Annotated in this window: 14 protein-coding genes; 9 read left to right on the top strand and 5 right to left on the bottom strand. The window is 62.0% G+C overall.

Annotation, left to right across the window (positions count from 1 at the left end; translation table 11 throughout):
• The first annotated feature begins 84 nt into the window (after positions 1-84).
• Both DMO26_RS19395 and DMO26_RS19390 read left to right on the top strand, forming a co-directional pair.
• Positions 85-1,488, top strand: coding sequence for a DegQ family serine endoprotease (locus DMO26_RS19395; RefSeq protein ID WP_117193833.1), 1,404 nt, complete (start codon positions 85-87; stop codon positions 1,486-1,488).
• Entirely contained in the window at positions 1,485-2,801 is a 1,317-nt protein-coding gene (locus DMO26_RS19390) for a replication-associated recombination protein A (protein ID WP_117193832.1), read from the top strand. Before DMO26_RS19395 ends, DMO26_RS19390 begins: the two co-directional genes overlap by 4 nt.
• Before the next feature lie 13 nt (positions 2,802-2,814).
• Here DMO26_RS19390 and DMO26_RS19385 read toward each other — a convergent pair whose 3' ends face one another.
• On the bottom strand, positions 2,815-3,129 hold the full coding sequence (locus DMO26_RS19385; protein WP_117193831.1) for a DUF1883 domain-containing protein: 315 nt from the start codon (positions 3,127-3,129) through the stop codon (positions 2,815-2,817).
• Positions 3,130-3,446: 317 nt separating this feature from the next.
• On the opposite strand from DMO26_RS19385, the gene DMO26_RS19380 reads away from it, so the two are divergent.
• On the top strand, positions 3,447-4,388 hold the full coding sequence (locus DMO26_RS19380) for an alpha/beta fold hydrolase (protein WP_117193830.1): 942 nt from the start codon (positions 3,447-3,449) through the stop codon (positions 4,386-4,388).
• 98 nt (positions 4,389-4,486) lie between these two features.
• Here the strand turns inward: DMO26_RS19380 and DMO26_RS19375 are convergent, their stop codons facing one another.
• Both DMO26_RS19375 and DMO26_RS19370 read right to left on the bottom strand, forming a co-directional pair.
• Positions 4,487-5,488 (bottom strand): ketopantoate reductase family protein, encoded by a 1,002-nt coding sequence (locus DMO26_RS19375; protein ID WP_117193829.1) that lies wholly within the window; start codon positions 5,486-5,488, stop codon positions 4,487-4,489.
• A gap of 80 nt (positions 5,489-5,568) precedes the next feature.
• Entirely contained in the window at positions 5,569-5,787 is a 219-nt protein-coding gene (locus tag DMO26_RS19370; RefSeq protein WP_117193828.1) for a hypothetical protein, read from the bottom strand.
• Positions 5,788-6,006: 219 nt separating this feature from the next.
• On the opposite strand from DMO26_RS19370, the gene ftsZ reads away from it, so the two are divergent.
• From ftsZ to DMO26_RS19355, 3 genes are all read left to right on the top strand, one after another.
• Positions 6,007-7,032 carry a cell division protein FtsZ gene (gene ftsZ / locus DMO26_RS19365; protein WP_117193827.1) on the top strand — a complete coding sequence of 342 codons (1,026 nt, stop codon included), beginning with the start codon at positions 6,007-6,009 and terminating at the stop codon, positions 7,030-7,032.
• A 140-nt stretch (positions 7,033-7,172) separates the two neighbouring features.
• On the top strand, positions 7,173-7,958 hold the full coding sequence (locus DMO26_RS19360) for a class I SAM-dependent methyltransferase (RefSeq protein WP_117193826.1): 786 nt from the start codon (positions 7,173-7,175) through the stop codon (positions 7,956-7,958).
• Between the two features lie 921 nt (positions 7,959-8,879).
• Entirely contained in the window at positions 8,880-9,515 is a 636-nt protein-coding gene (locus DMO26_RS19355; protein ID WP_226951355.1) for an outer membrane protein, read from the top strand.
• 113 nt (positions 9,516-9,628) lie between these two features.
• Here DMO26_RS19355 and DMO26_RS19350 read toward each other — a convergent pair whose 3' ends face one another.
• Positions 9,629-10,258, bottom strand: coding sequence for a hypothetical protein (locus DMO26_RS19350; RefSeq protein WP_117193825.1), 630 nt, complete (start codon positions 10,256-10,258; stop codon positions 9,629-9,631).
• Positions 10,259-10,771: 513 nt separating this feature from the next.
• Here DMO26_RS19350 and DMO26_RS19345 point away from each other — a divergent pair.
• The 3 genes from DMO26_RS19345 (at position 10,772) to DMO26_RS19335 (ending at position 14,025) form a co-directional block, all read left to right on the top strand.
• Complete coding sequence (locus DMO26_RS19345; RefSeq protein WP_117193824.1) at positions 10,772-12,625, top strand: ABC transporter ATP-binding protein; 1,854 nt, start codon at positions 10,772-10,774, stop codon at positions 12,623-12,625.
• Between the two features lie 188 nt (positions 12,626-12,813).
• Positions 12,814-13,224 carry a helix-turn-helix domain-containing protein gene (locus tag DMO26_RS19340; protein ID WP_117193823.1) on the top strand — a complete coding sequence of 137 codons (411 nt, stop codon included), beginning with the start codon at positions 12,814-12,816 and terminating at the stop codon, positions 13,222-13,224.
• Between the two features lie 156 nt (positions 13,225-13,380).
• Positions 13,381-14,025: a HEAT repeat domain-containing protein gene (locus DMO26_RS19335; protein WP_117193822.1), complete on the top strand. Its 645-nt coding sequence runs from the start codon at positions 13,381-13,383 to the stop codon at positions 14,023-14,025.
• Positions 14,026-14,826: 801 nt separating this feature from the next.
• Here DMO26_RS19335 and DMO26_RS19330 read toward each other — a convergent pair.
• Positions 14,827-18,651 carry a vitamin B12-dependent ribonucleotide reductase gene (locus tag DMO26_RS19330; RefSeq protein ID WP_117193821.1) on the bottom strand — a complete coding sequence of 1,275 codons (3,825 nt, stop codon included), beginning with the start codon at positions 18,649-18,651 and terminating at the stop codon, positions 14,827-14,829.
• Positions 18,652-18,981: the final 330 nt, after the last annotated feature.

The raw sequence follows: 18,981 nt of genomic DNA, 5'->3' as shown, positions 1-18,981 counted from the left end.
CATCTTATCCGTGATTCGGCCACCTTTCTTTTCCAGCCTGCCGCGCTAAAACTCGATCCGGATTTTCTTAGAACGAGGAATCAAATGCTGACCATGCTGAAGCGCGTGTCGACCGGCCTTCTCACCCTTTCATTGCTGATGCCGGTTGCGGCGATCGCGCAGGAACAGAGGGCGGTGCCCCAGAGCCGCCAGGAAATGCAGCTCTCCTTCTCGCCGCTGGTCAAGCAGACGGCAGGCGCGGTCGTCAACGTCTATGCCGAGCGGGTCGTGCAGCGCCTCAATCCGTTTGCCGGCGATCCGTTCTTCGAGCAGTTCTTCGGCCAGCGCATGCCGAACCGCTCCGAGAAGCAATCCTCGCTGGGGTCCGGCGTCATCCTCTCGGCGGAAGGCCTCGTGGTGACCAACAACCACGTCATCGAAGGTGCCGACGACATCAAGATCGCGCTTGCCGATGGCCGCGAGTTCCCCTGCGACGTGGTGCTGAAGGATGAGAGCGTCGATCTTGCGGTCCTGCGCATCAAGTCGAAGGAACATTTTCCGGTGCTTGCAATCGGCGATTCCGACCGCACCGAAGTGGGCGACCTGGTGCTCGCCATCGGCAACCCGTTCGGCGTCGGCCAGACGGTGACGAGCGGCATCGTCTCGGCGCTTGCCCGCAATCAGATCACATCGGGCGATTTCGGCTTCTTCATCCAGACGGATGCCTCGATCAATCCCGGCAATTCCGGAGGGGCGCTGATGAACATGAACGGCGAACTGATCGGCATCAACACCGCGATCTTTTCCCGCGGTGGCGGCTCCAACGGCATCGGCTTCGCGATCCCCGCCAATCTCGTGAAAGTTTTCCTGGCCGCGGCTTCGGAGGGCAAGAAGAGCTTCGAACGTCCGTTCGTCGGCGCCACCTTCGATGCGGTCAATTCCGATGTCGCCGAGGCGCTGGGGCTCAAGACCGCCCGCGGCGCCCTCGTTGTACGCGTCGTGGAAGGCGGTCCGGCCGACCGGGCGGGCCTGAAACCCGGGGAAGTGGTGACCGCCGTCAACGGCATTCCGGTCGAACATCCGGATGCGCTTGGTTATCGCCTGACGACCGCCGGTCTCGGCAAGCAGGCGGCGCTGACGGTGCAGACGAACGATGGCCAGCGGCAGGTGAATCTTGCCCTCAACACCGCGCCGGAAACCACGCCGCGCGACGAGCGGCTGCTGGAAGGCCGCAACCCGTTTGCGGGCCTGCGGGTCGCCAATCTCTCGCCGAAGCTTGCGACCGAACTGCGCATTCCCGCGGAGAAGGCCGGCGTGGTGGTGACCGACGTCGTCCGCGGTTCGCCAGCGGCCCGATACGGTTTCGAGCCGCGGGATATCATCATTTCCCTGAATGGCACGACCGTCACAGCCAGCAAGGCGCTGGAGGGAATGCTGGACGACGATCCGGGCTTCTGGCGGGTCGAAATCGAGCGCAACGGGCAGCGGATCCGGCAGTTCTTTCGATGAGCGGTGATCTTTTCGCCCCGAAGGTTCCAGATGAGGTCGCCAACCGGCGGCCGCTGGCGGATCGGTTGCGGCCGAAAACGCTCGCCGAAGTCACCGGCCAGCCGCATCTGACCGGCGAGGACGGGGTGCTGAGGCGGATGATTGCCTCCGGTTCGCTCGGCTCGATGATCTTCTGGGGGCCGCCCGGCACCGGCAAGACGACGGTTGCCCGGCTTCTCTCCGGCGAGGCGGGTTTGGCCTTCGAACAGATTTCGGCGATCTTTTCCGGGGTCGCCGACCTGAAGAAGGTTTTCGAAGCCGCCCGCATGCGCCGCATGGACGGCCGCCAGACGCTTCTCTTCGTCGATGAGATCCACCGCTTCAACCGTGCCCAGCAGGACAGTTTTTTGCCGGTCATGGAGGATGGCACGGTCATCCTGGTCGGCGCGACCACCGAGAACCCGAGTTTCGAACTCAATGCCGCTCTTCTGTCGCGCGCCCGGGTCCTGACCTTTCGCAGCCATGACGAGGAGAGCCTCGGCGAATTGCTGGAGCGTGCCGAGGCGGCGGAGGCCAGGCCGCTGCCGCTCGACGAGGATGCCCGGGCAAGCCTCATCCGGATGGCGGATGGCGACGGCCGGGCGGTCCTGACATTGGCCGAGGAGGTCTGGCGCGCGGCCCGGCAGGGGGAGGTCTTCGATACGGCAGGCCTCACCGCCATCGTCCAGCGCCGTGCCCCGGTCTACGACAAGGCGCAGGACGGCCACTACAATCTCATCTCGGCGCTCCACAAGTCGGTGCGCGGCTCCGATCCCGATGCGGCGCTCTATTATCTCGCCCGCATGTTCGATGCCGGCGAGGATCCGCTCTATCTCGGTCGGCGGCTGGTGCGCATGGCGGTCGAGGATATCGGCCTTGCCGATCCGCAGGCGCTGGTCGTCTGCAACGCGGCCAAGGACGCCTACGACTATCTGGGGTCGCCCGAAGGCGAACTGGCCTTCGCACAGGCCTGCGTCTACCTGGCGACCGCGCCGAAATCCAATGCGGTCTATACGGCGTTCAAGGCGGCGACGCGGGCGGCCAAGGAAAACGGCTCGCTCCTGCCGCCGAAGCATATCCTCAATGCGCCGACCAAGCTGATGAAGGGCGAGGGATACGGCGAGGGTTACCGCTACGACCATGACGAGCCCGACGCGTTTTCAGGCCAGGACTATTTCCCCGAAAAGATGGGCCGCCAGACCTTTTACGATCCGCCGGAACGCGGTTTCGAACGGGAGATCCGCAAGCGCCTCGACTGGTGGGCCAAGCTTCGCAAGGAACGCAACGCCGAGTGATGACGCCAGGGGTTTACGAGGCTTGTTTATGGCCCATGCCGCTGCCGGGCGCGGCGAGCAGCTTGACGGAGGATTCCGCCAGACCGTGATGGCCCTCCATGTCGACGATCAGGTGCCAATGGCCGTTTTCGGGGATGACCAGCCGGATGGGCGAGCGTTTTGCGATGCCGCCGACATATTTGAAATCGAGCAATTCGGTGAAACGCTGGAAATTGGCAGCGGTCATCAGGCGCACGTTATTGACCGCGCTCAGCGTCACTTCGATCGTCGTCCCGGCCCGCTGGGGTTTCAGATCGTAATGTGTGTAGCGGAAATTCGGAGCGGCCATCCCTGCCTCATTGATGCCAGCATAAAAGTTCATCAATCTTAATGGCACGTCGTTAACGAATGGTGGAACCTAGGGGTTGCCCAAGGGTTAATTACAGGAACTTCAAGCCTAGCACGGCGCGCCGAAATGGCACCGTGCCAATGAGGCGGCTTTCGTCCCCTGCAGCCGCCGTACAATAATAATATTGACCTCCTAACTCGACATCCCGCCGGCCTCCGGCGGGGTTTGCTTTTTCGAAAAAGAGTTTTCGCCGGTGTCGGTTCCGCTTGGCCTCCTCCGTCCTTGGGGCATCGATTAACCGAACGAGGGAGCGACCCATGTCGATCAGGATAGTCACAGCCTTCATTGCGGCCATTGCCGCAGCAGTCATTCCCGCCATCGCCGAAGCGCAGGAGCCGAAGCCCGTGGCGCCGCAGTCCGCCGGAGCCGAACCGGTCAGGAAGGGACGTGTCGAGGCCGGCGGCATCAGCTATTATTACGAAATACGCGGGAAGGGGGATCCCCTGCTGCTTCTGCATGGCGGCCTCGGTTCGATCGACATGTTCCAGCCGATCCTGCCGGCGCTGACCGAACATCGCCAGGTGATCGGGGTTGATCTCCAGGGCCACGGCCGGACCCCGCTCGGCAAGCGGCCCATCTCGATCGAGGCCATGGGCGCGGACATGGGCAAGCTCGTCTCCGAACTTGGTTATGCCCAGGTCGACGTGCTCGGTTATTCGATGGGCGGCGGCGTGGCGTTGCAGATGGCGGCCCAGGCGCCGGGCAAGGTGCGCCGGCTCGTCATCGCCTCGGCGCCTTATGCCAGGAACGGCTTCTTCCCGGAAATGATCCCGCAGCAGGAGGCGGTCGGCGCCGGCCTTGCCGACATGATGAAGGACACTCCGATGTTCCTCTCCTACAAGGCGGTGGCGCCGGATGTTTCCGAGTTTCCACGCCTGCTCGACGCGATGGGCGACTTGATGCGCCGCGACTATGATTTTTCCGACGCCGTGGGCAAACTGAAGATGCCGGTCATGCTGGTCTTCGGCGACAGCGACATGATCCGGCCCGAGCATATCGTCGAATTCTATCAGAAGCTCGGCGGTGGTCTGAAGGATGCCGGATGGATGCGGGAGAACATGGCCGGGAACCGCCTGGCGATCCTGCCGGACCTCACGCATTACGAGGCCTTTGCGGCCCCCGCTCTGGTCACGACCGTATTGCCCTTCCTCGACGGCAGGAGCAATGCCCCGAACTGGGCCGGACAGGTGAAGAATTGACGATCCACCGGGAAGGGAGGCCGCCATCGAAGGGGTGGCCTCCCATTCATTTCAAGAGCTTGTTTGGTTTTTCGGACTCTAATTTAGAGATTGATGATTCATTTTCTGAGGTTCTCGCGGTCGAGCTGGGTCGTGAGCGCCAGCACGGTTTCGCAGGTCGGAGTCGGCACGCCGGTCAGTTTGCCGAGCGTCACCACCATGCCGGTGAGCGGGATGATCTCCAGCGCCTTGCCGGCCAATAGGTCCTGCAGCATCGAGGTCCGCACCGGGCCGAACCCGCCGGCACGGTTGATCTGGGCATCGACGTCCTCCTTGAACACGGCGCCGAGCGCCTCGCCGACCGCCTTGGTTTCCCCCATGACCTTGGCCACCTGGGCGGCGACGGCACGGTTTTCCATCATGTTGTCCATGAGAGCGCGGGTCAGCGCGCTGATCGGATTGTAGGCCGCATTGCCCATCAGCTTGGTCCAGATCGCATCACGGATACGATCGGTCGGCAGGATGGTGATATCGGCGCGGCCGAGCAGTTCCGAAATTGCCGCGAGATCGGCCGACATCTCGCCCGAAGGTTCGCCGAGGTGGAAGCGGCCCTCGCCGTTGAGCTGCACGGTGCCGGGCTCGATGACCTCCGCGCCCTGATAGGCGACGCAGCCGATCACCCGTTGCGGACCGACGAGCGACCAGAGCTTGCCTTGCGGATCGAGTTCGGGAAGCTGCCGTTCCGCGTGGCCGCTCGTCTGGTCCCGGTGGAAATACCACCACGGAATGCCGTTCAGGATGTTGATGACGCGCGTGCTTGGCTTCAGCAGGCGGGCAAGGCCCTCGGCCGCATCGGCAAGCTGATGGCCCTTGAGGCCGGTGATGACGAGGTCCTGCGCGGGCAGTTCGCGAGGATCGCCGGTCGCCGCCACCTGCACGTCGAGCGGCGCTTCATGCCCCGGCGTGACGATGGTGAGGCCCTTTTCGCGGATCGCCGCCAGATGCGCGCCGCGCGCCACGACCGAAACCGTCGCATCTTCGCCGAGTCCGTTGGCAATCTTCGCCGCAAACGCGCCGCCGAGCGCGCCTGCGCCATAGATGCAGATATCCCTGATCGTCATAGTCTCCTGTCTCCGCTCCTGTGCAGTGCGGTAGACTTAGGGCATGTGGACCGGTCAGGCGAACGACTTTTTGTCATGGATCAGTGGGTGAGCCTTCCGGGAAGAAGCTCGTTGCGCCGCAGTTCATCGATGGCGGCGACGGCATCCGCGACCGACCAGCCGGCCTTGACGGCGGCGGCGATCATCTTCACTTCCGCTTCCTCTTCCAGCGCCAGGAAGAGCGGTTCGAGTGCCTCCTGGACGGTGAGGATATGTTCCTCCGGCGAAGCGACGGACGCGCGTGCAGCAGTCGTAGGCATGATACGCAGTGCTCCTCTCTCTTTTGTGATCGAATCCCCACAATAGTTGTGAGGCAAAAAGGTTCCGTGCAACCTGTGGAAAATTTAGCCGGCCGCCTTTCATCGTCATGGAGCTTGTTCTTTCGCCAAGCGTCTGCCTTGTTGCCTAGCTAAAATAAAAATGATTCGGGCGGCCGCTGGCCTTGCCCGACGGCGGCAGCCGATGCCAAGGAGACGACGATGACGGACGGCAAGAAATACCAGATCACCGAAATGCGGCCGAAGATCACCGTGATCGGCGTCGGCGGCGGCGGCGGCAACGCGATCAACAACATGATTGCCGAAAACCTGGAAGGTGTCGATTTCATCGCCGCCAACACGGACGCGCAGGTGCTGGCCACCTCCAAGGCCTCGCGCCGCATCCAGCTCGGCGCGCATGTGACCGAGGGCCTCGGCGCCGGCTCGCTGCCGGAGATCGGCCGGGCTGCGGCGGAGGAATCGATCGACGAGATCATGGACCATCTTTCGGGCTCGCACATGTGTTTCGTCACCGCCGGCATGGGCGGCGGCACGGGAACGGGCGCCGCCCCGATCATCGCCCAGGCGGCCCGCAATGCCGGCATCCTGACGGTGGGCGTCGTCACCAAACCATTCACCTTCGAGGGCAATCGCCGCATGAAGACGGCGGACGCCGGCATCGAGGAACTGCGCCGCGCCGCCGATACGGTCATCGTCATCCCCAACCAGAACCTCTTCCGCATCGCCGACGCCAAGACGACCTTCGCCGACGCCTTCATGACCGCCGACAAGGTGCTGTTTGCCGGGGTCGGCTGCATTACCGACCTGATCGTCAAGGAAGGCCTCATCAACCTTGATTTCGCCGACGTCAAATCGGTGATGAAGGGCATGGGCCGGGCGATGATGGGCACCGGCGAAGCCTCCGGCGATGGCCGCGCGCTGATGGCCGCGGAAGCCGCGATCGCCAACCCGCTGCTCGACGACATCTCGATGAAGGGCGCCAAGGGCGTTCTGATCTCGATTTCCGGCGGTTCCGACATGACCCTGTTCGAGGTGGACGAGGCGGCGAGCCGCATTCGCGACGAGGTGATGGACGATGCCGATATCGTCGTCGGCGCCATCTTCGACCGCAATCTCGATGGCAAGTTCCGCGTCTCGGTGGTGGCGACCGGCCTCGACGGTGGCGATGCGGTCGCCGCCCCCGGCACGCCGGCCGGCGCCCAGCCGGTGCCGCGCACTCTGCAATAGGCCGCCCGTCCTTCGATCGTCCGGCGCGACCGGATCGACGCCCTTTGGAGGTTCCGCCCCGAAGGGCGTTTTCCGTCTTTTCATTGTCATTCTCCGCCGGTATAGGTCGCGGCCCATTCACGACGAGCCGGAGGACGAACATGGACGCGAAGACTGTCGCCGCCCATTGGGAAGGCAATGCCGAGACCTGGACGATCTATTCGAGGGCCGGTTACGACAAATACCGGGACGCGCTGAATACGCCCGCCTTCCTCGCCATGCTGCCGCCGGTTGCCGGGCTGAAAGGCCTCGATCTCGGCTGCGGCGAGGGGACGAATACCCGCGCCGTCGCCCGGCTCGGGGCGCGGATGACGGGCCTCGACATCGCCCCGACATTCCTGCGCTTTGCCGGCGAGACCGAGGCCAAGGATCCGCTCGGCATCGATTACGTGCTCGGCGACGGCCTGACGATCGATTTTCCCGATGCGAGTTTCGATTTCGTCACCGCCTTCATGTCGATGATGGACATGGCCGACCAGCGCGGCGTGCTGAAGGAGGTTCATCGTGTCCTGAAACCCGGCGGCTTCCTGCAGTTCTCCATCCTGCATCCGTGCTTCGTGCCGCCGACCCGCAAGAACATCCGCGACGAGACGGGCGAGGCGGTCGCCGTGCAGATCTCCGATTATTTCGACGAGAGCGACGGACGGATCGAACGCTGGCTGTTTTCGGAAATCCCGGCCGAGGAACGGTTGAAGCTGACGCCGTTTTCGATCCCGCGCTTCCATCGCACGCTGACCACATGGGTTTCGATGGTCGTCGAGGCGGGACTGACGATCCAGGCTTTCGGCGAACCTATGGCGTCGGTCGAGGTGGCGCGTGCCGAGCCGGTGGTCGCCGATACGCGTGTCGCGCCGATCTTCCTGCATGTCCGGGCCGGCAAGGGATAGAGGCTTCCACGCGTTCACCGGACACACTCCTCCCTTGGCGATCCCCGGTTTTCGCTTCGCCCTCCCGAGGAGGACGAAGGGGTCTTTCGTTGTCCATGCCCCCGGGTTTAACCCGAGGGTCGGACGGGGCGCTGAAAGCTGCCTCGTAGTTAGGTAATAAGTGACACCTCTCAGCGCCTCGTTCGGTGGTTTTTATCCGCGACTTCGGTTCTTCTGCGACGGCGGGGGTGTGGGGAGGATGGCACGGCGTTTCGAAAAGAACCGTTCGTCCTCAAACCGGCATCTCTCCGGCCGCCCATGCCTCGTCGGGTCACGATTGGCCGGGCGCCACGATCTTCCACCTGCGCTACGCGGCAGGGTTTTGGTAAAGCCCCCGGACGCCGCATGGCGCGTTCCCGTCATCCTCCAATGCCGCACAGGCACGCCTGGCGCTTCATCATGAGCTACGAGGAGGAAGTCGGTCCGACTGCTTCCCGTTCGCCCCATCGCCGGAGGAGAACCGTGTTCCGCGGACCCGATGATGCAGGAGGCTTTGCGTCCTATCCTCCTGTACCGCGCCGGCCCAGCCTCGCCGAAACGCCTTCCGGTGTATCCGAAACGGGAAGTGCACAGTGTAGGCAGGGGGCGAAGGGTGGGGATGAAGGGGGACGAAAATTCTCGTAAGTCTTGGATTGCGTATGCGAGCGTGAGGCAAACGTCTCCGCCCGGAGGGCCTCTCTCGGTCTTGTTACACTTGTTGATCGATGAACCCGCAAGGCGGAGGCGGGAGGTTAAGAGAGTATTTATAGATTCGTGAAAATTGATGGTGTCATGCTGGCGTCGGGCATGAAGGGCTCTGCGGGGTGTTACGATGCCGAGCGGTTTGTAACCTTGAGTGACCGCCTGCGTTCCGTCGGATGCGGGCTTTGTACGGAGTAAAGCATGACCATGATGAAGACGCCCTTCGCGCTGGCGATCGCCGCCGCATTTTTCGCCACGCCGGTCCTGGCAGCAGACCTTGCCCCCTATTCCGAACCGCCGTCCTATAACGAGCCGGCTGGCGCGCCGAAGGCGGGCTGGGGCGGCGCCTATGTCGGTGCCGATCTCGGCATGGCGTCGCGCAAGCTGAACCCGTTCGATGGCGACAAGGGCCTCGTTCTCGGCGTTCACGGCGGCTATAACATGGACCTCGATTCCGGCGTCGTCGGCGCGGAAATCGAAGCCTCGCATCTCGGCAACGTCGAAAGCCGCGTGCCGGGCGGCAAGATCAAGGAACAGGGCCGCGTCGCCGCCAAGGCCAAGGCCGGCGTCGGCTTCAACCAGACCCTCGTCTACGGCACCGCCGGCGTGGCGCTGACAAGTTTCGGCGACAAGAGCGGCACATCCGGCCCGGACGGCTGGAAACCCGGCTGGGTGGTCGGCGCCGGTGTGGAACAGAAGCTCACCGACAACCTCTCGGCCCGCTTCGAATACAACTACACCATGACCAACGACGTCCGCAGCACGACCGCCGGCGTCACCTCGAAAAGCGACGTGGTCGACCAGACGCTCAAGGCCGGGGTGAATTACAAGTTCTAGGATGAAAGCAGTCTTGACCCCGCCGGAGGCGATGGCGCGGTCCTTGGGGGTAAGGAATAGCAAAGCGCCGCGCGCCGGAATGGCGCGCGGCGCTTTGCCTTTGACGGCTAGTCTCAGCGGGTGGTCTCTGTATCGAGTTGGTCGCGGACCTGATCGATCTTGCCGACCGCCGGACCGACGCCCAGCGTGCTCTTTGCCCATCCCAAGGCTTCGTCGGTGACGGGGGTGCCTGCGAAATCCTGCAACGCCTCGCGCAGAGCCGCTTCGCCGAGTTCGGGATCCGTAACGGCGGGCTCGATGCCGTTCTTCAGTTCGTATTGCGCATAGCCTGTCACATAGGCCGAAAGTGACGCCATCCTCGGATCGTTGCTGTTGAGATAGGCGTGGTAATTGCGCTTCAGGGAGTTGAGGCCGGCCAATTCCGAGGCCGGCGGCCTGGCCTTCTGCGCAGGCACGGCCTTCGCGACCTGCCGGCCGGGATCCCTCCTGGCCCGCTCCTTAGCCGAGCCGAGACTGGTTGTTGCCGAGCGGCTCTTGCCCGAATGACCCTGATTGGTGGGGCCACGGTCCGCGGCCTTGTCGCGGCCCCCGCCATTGCCACCGCCGCCGCCGTTTCCACCACCATTACCGCCACCATTGCCTCCCTTGGCAAAGGCGGGTTCGGAAAATCCGGTGACACCTCCGCCCACCGCCACCGCCGCGAGCGCCAGGACGACAATTCCGTTCCTGAGGACCTTGTTCATGTTCGCCGATCTCCTCCGTTGGCCTTGCGAAAGTCGGCGGACGCGCCGACTGTCCTGCTTCGAGTGTCATGACAATCTGACGCAACAGCCCCTATAAATCCATGGGGCTAGGACCAAAGAGCCCGTTTTCGGGACCAAGGTCGGAGCGGGGCGGGGACCTTGGTCTCATTTCGGGGCTTGCGGTCTGCATAACGGCGCTCATCGCTTCGACGACAGTGCCATCTGCGCATCTAAACCTCTCTGCTGGCCCGTAAAGCAGTTCATAAATCGGAAAACGAGTGTCGCTTTTGAACGATGACGCGGCTGTACCGCAATGATGAGGTGCCGGCAGAGCTATGTTGGGTTCGCGGTCTCGGCTGGTGTTTGGCCTACGCCTCGGCGGCAAGTCCGCAGTCATGCCGCCGCAGAAGTTGCTTACATCTGCCGTCATCGCTAGCTCGGCCTATTGCCGAAAGCTGATCTCGCCCCTAGGTCGAGTCGTACCCATTTTTCTATCAGAGAGTTTGAGCAACTATGTCGATTTCAGATGCGATCTACCGTCCTTTTGAAACATTAATCCGACCGCTTGACATTCCCTACAAGCCATTGCCGTCGAACGGATCGGTCGCCGTTCTCCTGCACTTCATCCTGATGTTTCCCGGCATCCTGATTGCACTCGCTGTTTCCACCATGGCGATCGAGGCCATGAATCTAACGATCGTTTGGGGATTGTCCGTCATTGTTGATGGCGTAACGCAGCAGGGCGCCCGCGCTTTCCTGCACAATGAATGGCTGCTGCTGACTTTCCTCGGCCTTATGCTCTTCCCCGCCATTCCAATTGCCTCTTTCCTCGTCAATACGCTGAACTCGCATACGCTTGGCATTGGCATGCCGGCCGCCATTCAATGGCAGGGCCACAGGGCGGTGGAGCGGCAGGACCTGGCCTTCTTCCACGATCTCTATGCAGGCCAGGTCGCCTCGCGTCTACAGCAGGTGGCGTCAGCCGTGCAGCAGCAGGTCATTTCGGCCTTCCAGTCCATCCCCCGCTTTATCATGCAGATGGTCGGCTCCATCATCCTTCTGAGTACGCTCTCCTGGCAGCTTGCCCTGCCGCCCATCATTTGGATCACGCTCAACGTACTGCTCGCCGTGAGGCTCGCGCCCGTCTTTACCGAGCGCTCACGCCGCTCCGCCAAGCGCCGCAGTCTGATTTCCGGCGCCATCACCGATCTCTACGCCAACATGCAGATGGTCAAACAATTCGCAGCGGAAGACAGCGAGGCCGGCGCTATCAAAGGAATAATCGGCAAGGCGATCGAGGCGCAGCAGAGCGAACAGCGTATCTATCGTACCGCCGAGGTCATAGTGGTCGTGCTCAACATGATGCACTGGCTGGCAATTCTGTCGATCGGCTTTACCGGTCTCGTCGATGGCTTCGTCACAATCGGCGAGTTCACAGCCGCCGTCTATGTCCTCAGCCGTCTCTCCGGTCACACATTTACATTCCTGCAGATGGGCCAACAGATCTTCCAGGCAATCGGCACGATCAAGGACGCCATGCCCGTCATGACGACACCGCCGACGATCACCGACCAGCCGGATGCGGACGAACTTGTCGTACAGCGGGGCGAGATCAGGTTCGAGAATGTCTGCTTCGCCTACAAATCAGGCAAGCCGGTGATCGACGCCCTGTCGCTAACGGTGCGGCCCGGCGAGAAGGTAGGCCTCGTCGGCCTATCCGGCGCGGGCAAGACGACGCTCGCAAACCTGCTCCTGCGCTTCTACGATATCAAGGACGGCGCGATCCTGATCGACGGGCAGGATATCCGGGCCGTTACCCAGTCAAGCCTGCGCCGCGCCATAGGCGTTATTGCCCAGGACGTTGCTCTGCTGCACCGTTCTGTCGGTGACAATATCCGCTACGGACGGCCGGAGGCGACGCAGGAAGAGATTGAAAGGGTGACGAAGATAGCGAGCGCCGATGGCTTCATCGCCGATCTTGCCGACAGCGAGGGCCGCAAGGGCTATGACGCCTTCGTCGGCGATCGCGGCATCAAACTGTCCGGCGGTCAGCGCCAGCGGGTGGCCATCGCCCGCGTGCTCCTGAAGGATGCGCCGATCCTGGTGCTCGACGAGGCGACCTCGGCGCTGGACAGTGAATCCGAAGCCGCCATCCAGGAAAAGCTCAACCTGGTGATGGAGGGAAAGACGGTGATCGCCATCGCCCACCGCCTGTCGACCATTGCCAGGATGGACAGGATCGTCGTGCTCGATCACGGTCGCATCGTGGAGGAGGGCAGGCCGGAAGAACTGATCGAGCAGGACGGGTTGTTTGCCCGGCTGTGGAAACACCAGACGGGCGGCTTTATTCCGGCTGACATTAGATAAACTGCGCTTTGCCGGAAAGATCCCGCACATCGTGCAAAAACTGTTTTGACGACTGAAGATCGCACCTTTCATGGAAGGGCGGCATATTTTGAATGCGCTAGGATGACCTGCTATAGAGGACGGCCATTGAATCCCTAATGATCCTTTAATATCCTGTCTTTGGTAGCTATGGAGACTAATGGGGATAAATGACAGCTGAATTTTTGACCGTGGAAGCCGCCGCTCATCTCTTGCAATTGCATCCGAAGACCGTTCTGCGGTTTATCCGGGAGGGGCGGCTGCGCGCGACTAAGGTGGGCAAGCAATATCGAGTGATGCGGTCCGACCTGAACACCTTCGCTGGTTCCAATAGTCCGAATGACGTGCGCGAGGCCAGAGCCACCAGCATTGTCGACATTGCAGATGTCGATCCCGCGCTTCTGCAACGCCTTTCAGCCATTTTGCTCGGAGCCGCCAAAGGCAAAGAGCCCTCCGGCGCTCCCATCTCGGTCGATATTGCGCATGACCCCGAGGGTCGCAGCGTCAAGGTCATCCTTATCGCATCGCCGGCCGACGCCGCGATGTTGCTTAAGCTCGTTAGCGCATGCCTGGAGGCTTGACCGTGATCTACAAAATAGAAGGGAGCCGGGAGCAGGTCATGAACCGGTATCGGCTGCACTCCAGAGCGAGCGGTCGGCCGACGTCAGTAACAGCCGGTCCGGCCGTCAGTGGCCAAGCAACCAAATGTCGTCTCCCAACTCTAAAACGATATTCCGATGAGCCCTCTCGAAACCGCTTTGGCTAACCCCGACCCATCACTGCGTCTCAACGCGGCGCTCCGAGCGGGAATGAACCCCTCGTTGGGGGACCTCGAGATATTGCTGCGTCAATGTGCCGTCGAGCCGGATTTCCAGGTCCGTGAAATGCTGACTTGGGCGCTGATCCGGCTCCCGGCGGATAGGGTCGTTCCGCGCGTGGTCGAGGAATTGGCTCGCGCGGAACCACAAGCTAGACGCCAGGCCCTCCACACGCTGTCCAAGTTCAAGGACCCAACGGCGTGGTCAGCCGTGGCGGGTCGCCTGGATGACGAGGATCAGGGCGTTGTCCGCACGGCCTGGTATTCGGCCGTGGCGCTGGCGCCCGAAAGCGAGCGCGACTGGCTGGCCGGAAAACTAGCGGCAAGCCTTGGCCATGGGGACGCGGAGACACAACTCAGCTTGAGCCGGGCCCTTGTTGCGTTAGGAGAGGACGTGATCGCGTCTGTCCTTGCTTTCGCTGCAGAACACGGAGACGCGGCGGTTCGGCAGCATGTCAATGCAACAGAACGGTTGCAGCAAGACCCCGATTCTGGGTTCGCCACTTCGATTAGAAGTGCACGCCGTGAGGTTGCCCTAGGCCGTACGAGATCAACAAAGGGCTGAGGCCAAATGTTGATCAACGGCTTCGGTGATCAGAGTAGGGTGCGTCGCACGCCTCGACGCTAGGTGGGCGGCCGCCTACCAGGACAACAATCGTGGGTACGGTTTCGAGAAGGCCTTCTTCTGGACACTTTCGTTCGATAGAAGAGGGACATTGGCACTGCTAATGAGCGCTGAATGACTCGCCGCTCGCGATGCCGCGTCGCTTAGAACTTCTGACCACGGATGTACTGGCACAGGTGAATAGCGATGATGAGGAAGGTCGGTGCGGTTTCGCCCCGACCTTTTTTATTGCGCGGAAGGCGCCGTGGTATGGCTTAGAAAGCCTCTCTTCACCTCGTTGGATGCTGCAGCTCCTCTAGGCAAACAAGATTCACGTCTTCACAGACAGCCCGCAATGCGAGAGTGCGTTTAGACGGGTGGGCTTCGTCACGCCTGAAGTGGGTCACCTGCTCATCGCGGGCCGCGACGTAGTACGTCGATCAACTACCTTGAACTGCGCGCACACACTTGGAGAGGACCGGATCTACAAGCGCCTAACCTTCGTCGCTCTCATGAAGATCTCGTCCTACTTGAAGCGAGCCTCTAATCCAACGAAACGCAACCATGAGCGCACGGTCGAGGTAGCCATTGGGTTGGGCTGGTAGCTAGCGATAAAAGCGAGAGGGGCAGGTCCGGGACCTGCCCCTCTCTTAAATTACCGACGTCTTGATAATATCCGTTCGGCAACATGTTTTGGATTCGTCCAAACAAACTCGCCAATGGCAATGTTTACGTGGACGCGACACATGATCATCGCTTTAATCAGCTGCAACCGCTAGTCGCGCCGCAAGTGTCGCACTTCTCGCAAGTCCCGTTCCGGACCATCGTGAAGTTCTGGCATTCGGAGCACATGTTGCCCGTATACCCTTGGGCAATGGAGCGCATGCGGCGTTCATTTTCGACCTTCTTGGCTTCGGTCTTGGCGGTTGCGGCCTCGTCGGCGGCGGCGTCGGAGAAGAGGGCGGTGGTGGCGGCCCGTTCCTCGGCGAGTTCCTCGACGATCTCTTCGGCCAGTTCCTTGGCGCGCTCTTCATAATCGCGCTTGAAGGAGACGACTTCCGAAGTGGAGATCGCGGTGGCCGGTTCCAGCTTGCGGGCGGCCGAGCCTGCAAAGGCCGTGACATTGGTGCTGGCCGAGGCGCGGGCGGGGGCGGCGGTTGCCGCACCCTTTGCTTCCGAAGCCGGCAGGCGGTCGCCGCCGGTGGAAACCAGCGTCGGCTTGTAGCCGCGGGTCAGGCCCTTGGAGACCACGTCCGCCTTGCCTTCGGAGACGTTGCGGCCGAAGGCGGTGTTGGAGAAGTCCGACGTATCGACATGGGCGAGGTCGTGGCGGCCGAGATAGGAGATCGCCAGTTCCCGGAACACGTAGTCGAGGATCGACGTGGCGTTCTTGATCGCGTCATTGCCCGTGACGATGCCGGCCGGCTCGAACTTCGTGAAGGTGAAGGCATCGACATATTCCTCGAGCGGCACGCCGTATTGCAGGCCCAGCGAGACGGAGATCGCGAAGTTGTTGATGAAGGCGCGCAGCGCCGAGCCTTCCTTGTTCATGTCGAGGAAGATCTCGCCGAGCCGGCCGTCGTCGTATTCGCCGGTACGCAGGAAGATCGTGTGCCCGCCGATCTTGGCCTTCTGGGTATAACCCTTGCGGCGGCCCGGCAGCTTTTCCTGGTGCCGCACGACCTTTTCGATGATCCGCTCGACGATCTTTTCCGTGACGGTGACGGCCTGGGCGGCTGCCGGCTGGGCGAGCAGGTCCTCAAGTGCATCCTCGGCATCGTCCTCGTCGATCAGCGAGGCGTTGAGCGGCTGGCTGAGCTTCGAGCCATCGCGATAAAGCGCGTTGGCCTTCAGAGCGAGCTTCCAGGAGAGCATGTAGGCGGCGCCGCAATCTTCCACGGTCGCGTCGTTCGGCATGTTGATCGTCTTGGAGATCGCCCCCGAGATGAACGGCTGGGCGGCCGCCATCATGCGGATATGGCTTTCGACCGAGAGATAACGCTTGCCGATCTTGCCGCAAGGATTGGCGCAATCGAAGACCGGCAGATGCTCGGCCTTGAGGAAGGGGGCGCCTTCCAGCGTCATCGCGCCGCAGACATGGATGTTGGCGGCTTCGATGTCCTTCTTGGAGAAGCCGAGATGTTCGAGCAGGTTGAAACTCATGTCGGCGAGCTGCTCGTCGCTGACCTTCAGCGTGCCCTTGAGGAAGTCGGCGCCTAAAGTCCACTGGTTGAAGACGAACTTGATGTCGAAGGCGGCCTTCAGCGCGCCGTTGACGGCTTCGATCTTCTCGTCGGTAAAACCCTTGGCCTTCAGCGAGCCGGGGTTGATGCCGGGCGCCTGGTTGAGGTTGCCGTGGCCGACCGCATAGGCCTCGATCTCGGCGATCTGGCTCTCTGAATAACCGAGGGCGCGGAGCGCTTCCGGGACGGCGCGGTTGATGATCTTCCAGTAGCCGCCGCCGGCGAGCTTCTTAAACTTGACGAGCGCGAAATCGGGTTCGATGCCGGTCGTGTCGCAATCCATGACGAGGCCGATCGTGCCGGTCGGCGCGATGACCGAGACCTGCGCATTGCGGTAGCCGTGCTTTTCGCCGAGTTCGAGCGCCTTGTCCCAGGCGGCCTTGGCGTGACGGCTGAGATCCTGGTCCGGGTTTTCCGAATGGACGAGCGCGACCGGGTTGACCGACAGGTTCTCATAACCGGCGGTCTCGCCATGGGCGGCGCGGCGATGGTTGCGGATGACCCGCAGCATGCTGTCGCGGTTCGGCGCAAAGTTCGGGAACGGACCGAGTTCGGAGGCGATTTCCGCCGACGTCGCATAGCAGATGCCGGTCATGATGGCAGTGAGCGAACCAGCGATGGCGCGGCCTTCGGCCGAGTCATACGGGATGCCGCAGGACATCAGCAGGCCGCCGATATTCGCATAGCCGAGGCCAAGCGTGCGGTATTCATAGGAGAGTTCGGCAATACGGCGCGACGGGAACTGCGCCATCATCACCGAGATTTCGAGCACGATCGTCCACAGGCGGGTCGCATGTTCGTAGTCGCCGATATTGATGCGCTTGGTCGCGGCATCCTTGAACTGCAGGAGGTTGATGGAGGCGAGGTTGCAGGCCGTGTCGTCGAGGAACATGTATTCCGAGCACGGGTTCGAGCCGCGGATCGCACCACCTGCCGGCGAAGTGTGCCAGTCGTTCATCGTCGTGTTGAAGTGGATGCCCGGATCGGCGGACGCCCAGGCGGCATAGGAAATCTGTTCCCAGAGGTCCTTGGCCTTCAGCGTCTTCAGGACCTTTCCGTCCTTGCGGGCGGTCAAGTTCCAGTCGCCGTCATTCTCCACCGCGCGCAAAAAATCGTCCTTCAGCGAGACGGAATTGTTGGAATTCTGGCCGGAAACGGTGAGATAGGCTTCCGAATCCCAATCCGTGTCATAGGTCTTGAACTCCATGTCCTTGTAGCCTTGGCGGGCGAACTGGATGACCCGCTGGATGTAGTTTTCCGGAACCTGGTCCTTCTTGGCGGCACGGATCTCGCGCTTCAGCGCAGGGTTCCTGGCCGGGTCGAAGCAGTCGTCGCCATTATTGTCATATGCGCCGCCTTCGCAGTTGACGCAGGCCTTCATGATCGCCTTGAGGTGCTTGGCGACGATCTTCGAGCCGGTGACGAGGGCCGCGACCTTCTGTTCTTCCTTGACCTTCCAGTTGATGTAGTCCTCGATATCCGGATGGTCGATGTCAACGACGACCATCTTGGCGGCGCGGCGCGTCGTGCCGCCCGACTTGATGGCGCCGGCGGCGCGGTCGCCGATCTTCAGGAAGCTCATGAGACCCGAGGAGCGGCCGCCGCCGGACAGCTTTTCGCCTTCGCCGCGCAGCATCGAGAAGTTGGAGCCGGTGCCAGAGCCGTATTTGAAGAGGCGCGCCTCGCGGACCCAGAGATCCATGATGCCGCCCTCGTTGACGAGGTCGTCCTCGACCGACTGGATGAAGCAGGCATGCGGCTGCGGGTGTTCATAGGCCGACTTCGACTGCGTCAGCTTGCCGGTGAACGGGTCGACGTAGAAATGGCCCTGGCCGGGACCATCGATACCATAGGCCCAATGCAGGCCGGTGTTGAACCATTGTGGGGAATTGGGGGCGACGCGCTGGGTGGCGAGCATATAGGCAAGCTCGTCCATGAAGGCGCTAGCGTCTTCTTCGGACGAGAAATAGCCGCCCTTCCAGCCCCAATAGGTCCAGGTGCCGGCAAGGCGCGAGAAGACCTGGCGCGCATCGGTTTCGGAGCCGTACTGCTCTTCCTTCGGCAGCGCCTTCATGGCTTCCTTGTCGGCGACCGAGCGCCACAGGAAGGAGGGAACGTCGTTTTCCTCGACCTTTTTCAGGATCTTCGGAACGCCGGCCTTGCGGAAATATTTCTGGGCGAGGACGTCGGTCGCGACCTGGGAGAACTGCGCGGGAACGTCGATATCGGCGAGCCGGAAGACGACGGAACCGTCCGGATTGCGGATCTCGCTGACCGCCTTGCGGAATTCGATCCCGCCATAGGCGCCAGTGGCTGGCTTGGTGAAACGACGTTCGATGCGCATTGCCTTAATCCCTCATCTGTTGGCCCGTGCCCCGGGCGCACTTATCCGCCCCGGCCGCTCGCCATCATGGGCAGCCGGTTGAAATTCCATCCAGGTGAATCATCTTGGATGTCTACCTGTATCTTGTGATGGATGGTGGCTGCAAACACTAAATATAGTATTAACAGGTTCTTTCCGCCAGGGCCAATCACAGTTTCGGCAGGGCATTCGGACGCGCACGGAAACTCGCTGGCAGACCAGCCGTCATAGCCGGAATGCCACCCAATGTTATCCGTCCAACTCGAAAGAGAACCGGCCTCGTTAACTCCGGTCCAGTCGCCGCCGCAACAT

Source organism: Rhizobium terrae (assembly GCF_003425685.1).
Lineage (GTDB): Bacteria > Pseudomonadota > Alphaproteobacteria > Rhizobiales > Rhizobiaceae > Neorhizobium > Neorhizobium terrae.
Note: the sequence above shows the minus strand (reverse complement) of the source record. Positions and strands in the feature narration are given on the sequence as shown.